7 protein-coding genes are annotated in these 5,410 nt (G+C 71.5%); 6 read left to right on the forward strand and 1 reads right to left on the reverse strand.

Annotated elements, in window-relative coordinates; translation table 11 throughout:
* On the forward strand, positions 1-458 hold a 458-nt coding region (locus tag D183_RS0102690), incomplete at its 5' end, for an energy transducer TonB (protein ID WP_017907630.1).
* A 39-nt stretch (positions 459-497) separates the two neighbouring features.
* Here the strand turns inward: D183_RS0102690 and D183_RS0102695 are convergent.
* Positions 498-1,358, reverse strand: coding sequence for a YicC/YloC family endoribonuclease (locus D183_RS0102695; protein WP_017907631.1), 861 nt, complete (start codon positions 1,356-1,358; stop codon positions 498-500).
* 107 nt (positions 1,359-1,465) lie between these two features.
* Between D183_RS0102695 and rph the strand changes: the two genes are divergently transcribed.
* The 5 genes from rph to D183_RS0102720 all read left to right on the forward strand — a co-directional run.
* Positions 1,466-2,191 carry a ribonuclease PH gene (gene rph, locus D183_RS0102700; protein WP_017907632.1) on the forward strand — a complete coding sequence of 242 codons (726 nt, stop codon included), beginning with the start codon at positions 1,466-1,468 and terminating at the stop codon, positions 2,189-2,191.
* Positions 2,188-2,577 carry a VOC family protein gene (locus D183_RS0102705; RefSeq protein WP_017907633.1) on the forward strand — a complete coding sequence of 130 codons (390 nt, stop codon included), beginning with the start codon at positions 2,188-2,190 and terminating at the stop codon, positions 2,575-2,577. The genes rph and D183_RS0102705 overlap by 4 nt, the downstream gene beginning before the upstream one ends.
* On the forward strand, positions 2,574-3,185 hold the full coding sequence (rdgB, locus tag D183_RS0102710; RefSeq protein ID WP_017907634.1) for an RdgB/HAM1 family non-canonical purine NTP pyrophosphatase: 612 nt from the start codon (positions 2,574-2,576) through the stop codon (positions 3,183-3,185). Before D183_RS0102705 ends, rdgB begins: the two co-directional genes overlap by 4 nt.
* A 132-nt stretch (positions 3,186-3,317) precedes the next feature.
* The gene (gene hemW, locus D183_RS0102715; protein ID WP_017907635.1) at positions 3,318-4,547 is read left to right on the forward strand and encodes a radical SAM family heme chaperone HemW; all 1,230 of its coding nucleotides are present in this window, start codon (positions 3,318-3,320) and stop codon (positions 4,545-4,547) included.
* A 74-nt stretch (positions 4,548-4,621) separates the two neighbouring features.
* A partial coding sequence (locus tag D183_RS0102720; protein WP_157835162.1) for a DUF1631 family protein occupies positions 4,622-5,410 on the forward strand: 789 nt, incomplete at its 3' end.

Below are 5,410 nucleotides of genomic sequence, written 5' to 3' on the forward strand. Positions count from 1 at the left end.
CGACCGCCCCGGTGCCGGCGCAAGCGCAATCGCCGCCAACGCCGCTGCTCGCGCAACAGGACACGCCGCAGGAGTCGGCCGCCGCGCAGGCCAGCGCGCCACCCGGCATCGTCGCGCCACCTGCGGAGCGCTACGCTGCGCCGCAGTCGCTGGCCGGGACCACGCCACAGGCGCGCGTGACCTGGCAGGCGCAACTGCTGGGCCACCTGCAACGCTACAAACGCTATCCGCGAGCGGCGCAGCGACGCAGGCAGGAAGGCGTGGCGCACGTGGGTTTCGCAGTGGACCACGGCGGCCATGCCGGCGACCTGCGCCTGGTCCGCAGCAGCGGCCACGACACGCTGGACGCCGAAGCGCTGGCCACGGTACGGCGCGCCGAGCCGCTGCCACCGCCGCCGGCAGAGATGTCCGGCGATGCGGTGCAGGTGGTGGTGCCGGTGGAGTTCTTCCTGCGCTGAGCGCGATGGTCGTACCCGCGCCGACCGAACCCGCGCCGGTTACTCCAGGTTCTGCACCTGCTCGCGGATCTGGTCGATCAGCACCTTCAGTTCCACCGCGGCGTTGGAGGTGCGGCTGTCCACCGACTTCGAGCCCAGGGTGTTGGCCTCGCGGTTGAACTCCTGCAGCAGGAAGTCCAGGCGCCGGCCCGCCGGTTCCGGCTGGCGCAGGACGCGGCGCAGTTCCTTGATGTGGCTGCCGAGCCGGTCCAGTTCCTCATCCACATCGAGCTTCTGCAGCCACAGCACCAGTTCCTGCTCGGCGCGGCCGGGATCGACCGGATGCGGCAGATCGGCCAGGCGCGCCGCCAGCTTGGCGCGCTGGCCGTCGCGGATGGCGGGGATCAGCGTGCGCACCTCGCCGGCGATGCGTTCCACCGCATCGACGCGCTCGACGATGGCCGTGGCCAGCTTGCCGCCCTCGCGCTCGCGCGCGGCGACGAACTCGGCCAGCACCTCGTCCAGCAGTTCCAGCGCCTGCGCCTGCAGCGCCGCCGGATCGGCCGTCTGCCCCTGCAGCACGCCGGGCAGCTGCAGCAGGTCGACGAACTGCACCTGCATCTGCGGGAAACGCACTCCCAGTCGTTGCGCAAGCACACCCAACTGCTCGACCAGGGCCTCGTTCACCGCCAGGGTCTGCGCTGCCTCCGGCGCGCGCAGGCGCAGCATCAGGTCGAGCTTGCCGCGGCTGATCCGCGCGGCCACGCGTTCGCGCAGTTGCGGCTCCAGCGCGCGCAGTTCCTCCGGCAGGCGCACGCCGACTTCCAGGAAACGGTGGTTGACCGAGCGCAGCTCGCATCCCAGCGTGCCCCAGGGAGTGATGCGCTCGGCGCCGGCATAGGCGGTCATGCTGCGGATCATGCGGTGTTCCGGTGCGGACAGGGGGCGAATGTTAACCTAGCGCCCTTTCCTGCCTCACCGACGCGGTCACAGGCCGCGCACGGCCCCGCCCTTCCCGGAACCCCTGCATGTCCTTCTCCCGTCCCAGCGGCCGCACGGCCGATCAGTTGCGCCCGGTCCGCATCGAACGCGCCTTCACCCGCCATGCCGAAGGCTCGGTCCTGGTCAGCTTCGGCGACACCCGCGTGCTGTGCAACGCCAGCGTCGAGAACCGCGTGCCGGGCTTCCTGCGCGGCAAGGGCGAAGGCTGGGTCACCGCCGAATACGGCATGCTGCCGCGCGCCACCCACTCGCGTTCCGATCGCGAGGCCGCGCGCGGCAAGCAGGGCGGACGCACGCTGGAGATCCAGCGTCTGATCGGCCGCGCGCTGCGCGCCTGCGTCGACCGTACCGCGCTGGGCGAGCGCACCATCACCCTGGACTGCGACGTGCTGCAGGCCGACGGCGGCACCCGCACCGCCGCCATCACCGGCGCCTACGTGGCGCTGGTGGATGCGGTGAACTGGCTGCAGAAGCGCGGCGACCTGAAGAAGCCGGTGGTGCTGGGCGCGGTCGCCGCGGTCTCGGTCGGCGTGTACCGCGGCATGCCGGTGCTGGACCTGGACTACGCCGAGGACAGCGACTGCGACACCGACATGAACGTGGTGATGAACGATGGCGGCGGCTTCATCGAGCTGCAGGGCACCGCCGAGGGCCACGCCTTCCGCCGCGACGAACTGGACGCGCTGCTCGGCCTGGCCGAGCGCGGCATCGGCGAACTGCTGGCGGCACAGCGCGCCGCCCTGGCGCAATGAACCGGCGCCTGGCCCTGGTCACCCTGGTGGTGGCCGACTACGACGAGGCCATCGCCTGGTACACCGGCAAGCTGGGCTTCCAGGTGCTGGAGGACGTGGACCAGGGCCACAAGCGCTGGGTCGTGGTCGGGCCCGGCGATGCGCGCGGTGCGGCGCTGCTGCTGGCGCGCGCCAGCGACGACGCGCAGCGCAGCCGCATCGGCGACCAGACCGGCGGCCGCGTCGGCTTCTTCCTGCACACCGACGACTTCCAGCGCGACCATGCGGCGATGCTGGCCGCTGGTGTGGAATTCCTGGAAGCCCCTCGCCACGAACCCTACGCCACGGTCGCGGTGTTCCGCGATCTGTACGGCAACACCTGGGATCTGCTGGAGCCCATCGCATGAAACTGGTCCTGGCCAGCAGCAACGCCGGCAAACTCGAAGAACTGCATGCCCTGCTCGACGACGTGGGGGTCGAGTTGATCGCGCAATCCACGCTCGGCGTCAGCGATGCCGACGAAACCGGCTTGACCTTCGTCGAGAACGCGCTACTCAAGGCGCGCCATGCCGCCCGCGCCACCGGCCTGCCGGCGCTGGCCGACGACTCCGGCATCTGCGTGGACGCGCTGCATGGCGCACCGGGGCTGTACTCGGCGCGTTACGCCGGCGAGCATGGCAATGCGCAGGCCAACATCGACAAGCTGCTGGACGCGCTGCGCGAGGTCCCCGACGCGCAGCGCGGCGCGCATTTCTACTGCGTGCTGGTGCTGCTGCGGCATGCCGAGGATCCGCAGCCGCTGCTGGTGGAAGGCCGCTGGCGCGGCCGCATCGCGCATGCGCGTGCCGGCACCGGCGGGCATGGTTACGACCCGGTGTTCCTGGACCCGGACCACGGCCAGACCGCCGCCGAGATGCCGCTGGCGCTGAAGAACCGCATCAGCCACCGCGCCCTCGCCCTGCAGCAGCTCAAGCAGCGCCTGGCGGACCATCTTGCGGCGCATCCCGCCGAGTGACCGCACCGCGCGCAGGCACCGGGCCAGTCAGGACACCGCGGCGCGCGCAGACTGCCCTGCGCCGCTGCGCCAAGCCCTGACCCCTCCGGTGCCCGCACCGCCCGCATCTCCGTTTCCAGATTCCCGCCCGCCATGCCGCACGCCCACGACCATTGCCAGCATCCGCCCGGCACCGCCTGCCCGGATCCGTCCGCGCACGCCAACACCCCGGCGCTGGTGCCGCCACCGCTGTCGCTCTACGTGCACCTGCCGTGGTGCGTGCGCAAATGCCCGTACTGCGATTTCAATTCGCATGCGGCCAAGGGCGCGCTGCCGTTCGACAGCTACGTTGATGCGCTGATCCGCGACCTGGACCAGGATCTGCCGCTGGTCTGGGGCCGTGTGGTCAACAGCGTGTTCTTCGGCGGCGGCACGCCCAGTCTGTTCCCGCCCGAGGCGATCGACCGCTTCCTGCAGGCGGCCAGCGCCCGGCTGCGCTTCGCGCCAGGCCTGGAGATTACCCTGGAGACCAACCCCGGCACCGCCGAGCATGGCCGCTTCGACCGCTACCTGGCGGCCGGGGTCAATCGCCTCAGCTTCGGCATCCAGAGCTTCGACGACGCGGCCCTGCAGCGGCTGGGCCGCATCCACGACGGCGCCGAGGCCGAGCGCGCGGTGAAGCTGGCGCAGGACGCCGGCTACGCCAATGTCAACCTGGACCTGATGTACGCGCTGCCGCAGCAGACCCTGGCCGAGGCCGAGCGCGACATCGCGCGGGCGCTGGCGCTGCAGCCGACCCACATGAGCCACTACCAGCTCACCCTGGAACCGAACACCGTGTTCGCCGCGCGACCGCCGCAGGGCATGCCCGAGGACGACGACGCCTGGGACATGCAGGAGCGCTGCCAGGCGCTGCTGGCCGAGGCCGGCTACGCGCAGTACGAGGTCAGCGCCTATGCGCGCGCCGGCTACCGCTGCGCGCACAACCTCAACTACTGGACCTTCGGCGACTATCTCGGCATCGGTGCCGGCGCGCACGGCAAGATCAGCTCCGGCGCCGAGCAGAACATCCTGCGGCGCTGGAAGCACAAGCATCCGCAGGCGTTCCTGGACGCGGCGGGGACGCCGGCGGCGATCGGCGGCGACGAGTGGATCGCGCCGGAGCGGCGCCCGTTCGAGTACATGCTCAACGCCCTGCGCCTCAACGACGGCTTCGCGCTGCGCGACTTCAGCGCGCGCACCGGCCGGCCGGCGCAGGCGATCGCCCCGGCCCTGGCCACCGCGCAGGCCCGCGACTGGCTGCGGGTGGACGCCGGCCACGCCGTCCCGACCGAGCTGGGACGGCGGTTCACCAACGACGTGATCGCCCTGTTCCTGCCCTGAGCCGCGCCGCCGCCTTGGTTGCGGCGGCGGATCGTGCTACATACCGCGCAGAAAAGTATAACGGCGATCACAGGATGCCCCTGTCTGCGACCATGTCGGCCCCGCCAGCGACGCTTGCCAGCGCCGCCCTGCCGGCGCGCGTGCGCGACATCCTGCTGGCCTTGAACAGCCTGCTGTGGCAGGCCCTGGAACTGCCGCTGCAGGCGACCCTGGACGAGCTGGAGCAGGACCTGCTCGAGCAGGCCGGGCGCGCCCGCAATGGCCAGGTGCAACAGGACCTGTTCCAGGAGGCGCAACGCGTGCGCACGCAGCGCGGGCGCCTGGCGCCGTTCTACCAGGCGCAGCTGGAAGCCGGGCTTGCCAGGATCCGCAGCCCCTTGGCGACGGCCGCCGCGCCGCGAGTAACCAAGGCAGGTGCCGGGCAGATGCTGACCCTGGTCGCCGACGTGGATATCGACCGCGACATCGTGCTGCACGAGATCGCCCGCCGCGAGGCGATCCGCTGCAATATCCCTTTGCAGTTGCTCGGCCAGCGCTTCGGCGTGCTGGCGGCGCGACCCGCCTTCGAGATCGAGCAACTGCCGCTGGGACCGCACGCGCTGTGCCGGCTGCTGCGCACCGCCGGCGAAGCGCTGGGCCTTGGCCTGGACACGCAATTGGCGCTGTATCGCGCCTTCGAACGACAGGTGCTGGCGCGCTACGGCGAGATGGTGGAACGGGCCAATGTCCTGCTGACCCACGCCGGGGTGCTGCCCGGCCTGATCTATCTGCCCTACGTGGCGCGCAGCACCAATGTCGACCCGGGCACGCGGCGCGCGGCGCGCATGCCCGGCGCCGCGGTGCCGCCCGCTGCCGGCAGCGGC

The organism is Xanthomonas sp. SHU 199, from assembly GCF_000364665.1.
GTDB lineage: Bacteria > Pseudomonadota > Gammaproteobacteria > Xanthomonadales > Xanthomonadaceae > Xanthomonas_A > Xanthomonas_A sontii.